General features: G+C 41.4%; 2 protein-coding genes. Both read right to left on the reverse strand.

Annotated features, from left to right (window positions below; genetic code table 11):
- Positions 1-228: 228 nt before the first annotated feature.
- Positions 229-645: a hypothetical protein gene (locus tag A3766_RS21675; RefSeq protein ID WP_068552917.1), complete on the reverse strand. Its 417-nt coding sequence runs from the start codon at positions 643-645 to the stop codon at positions 229-231.
- Positions 646-782: 137 nt separating this feature from the next.
- Positions 783-1,112, reverse strand: a complete 330-nt coding sequence (locus tag A3766_RS21680; RefSeq protein WP_068509717.1) for a hypothetical protein — start codon at positions 1,110-1,112, stop codon at positions 783-785.
- Between the last annotated feature and the right edge of the window lie 361 nt (positions 1,113-1,473).

Raw genomic sequence — 1,473 nt, forward strand, 5'->3', positions numbered from 1 at the left:
GTAGTCAAGATATACGCTAGTAAGCTGTTTTCGGTGCTAGCGCCTACAAACCAATAACTTAAAGGAAAGAGAAGAGTTGCCGGTAAGATAACCAGGCAGTTGTGTGCTGAGAATGCTTTCATTTGTGGTCTTTGTATTGTAATGGAGCTGAATAAGCTTGTTTCTACCCCTTAGCATAGCTAATAACCACAGACTTACCATCTCGAAGAAGCGGTTTGATTACTGGGCTTACAATAATGTGATCAAGGTAAGCCACATAATGTAACCGTAGCCAATTGTCGCGGGTAAGAAGCCTAGAAGAATGCGGGCTTTATCGCTAGTCGACTTAGGCTTAGCCATGTGAGGTTTTATAGCTAGCACAATGAAGCCGAAAGGGTTGTACAGTGCTCCAAAGCACGTGGTGTAAATGACCCAGCCGGGTAGTTCTAGGCTAAGCTTTTCATTCAAATAATAGCAGGCTACCAGCAATAGGCACATCAAGATGTAATCAATATGCGCTCGGATAAGCTGGTGGCTAGCAGGAAATAGACGCTTAAGTGCTTTTATATCAGCGTAAAGGATAAAGGAGGCTAACCAAGCCAAGGCAAGAGACAGCAGTAAGGAAAACGCTGCGGTAAGTAATAAATAGTCGGCTACGTTAGTCATTTAGTATTCCTCTGATTAGGTGTCTTATAGTAACTCAGGGAATATGTTTGGAATATACAGTGCTTGGGAAAGACAGTTTCTACCATTAGAAATTGTGACAGGAAAGTGCTCATTGAATAGAGCCCTCTTACTTTTTGTTAGCTTGAGCATTCTTTAGTGATGCGTTCTCGGACAGTATCGAGCAAAGTGTCGTCACGCTCGTATTCGGTGATGAGTTCGTCAAAGGCATCAAAGTTATCGTCGGTTAAGCCGTACTGGTCTTCAATTTTAATGAGTTCAGCTTCTTTCTTTTGTAGATTATTATGAAACAGTATCTCGGCGCATTGATAGCGTACGCTATAGTCGGCGTACTGTTCTTTGCTCATGAGCGGGTTGGCGAAGCTATTGGGCGAAAAAAGAGTGATAGCGATAGTGGTGCATAGAAAAACATGTGAAGCACTTAACGAGCTGGTTAAGGTACGAATCATTCAGATCTCCGAAGCAGGTTGATAGGGCTAAAAACTCGCGGCGAATTATAGTTAACTATAATTTTTAGTGTGTTAAGTCTTGTTATTTAATGTAAGGCTATGTAGGTTTTAGCCGTAATTGTTGCCGATCTGAGGCTTCCTTAAAGGGCGCTGCTTTAACTTCCATATTTGGCAAACTGTGTTTTAGATGCTGAATTCATCAGTATAGGGCTAGCATTTAATAGTGATGATCTCTTATCCTCTGCACTGGAAAATAATACAAACAAAATGATGACCTGAATAAACGCCCTGGGAGACAGATTCGTGACCACACTACTTATTGGACTGATTATTTTTATCGGTATTCATCTTTTACCTACCT

The organism is Oleiphilus sp. HI0132 (assembly GCF_001635845.1).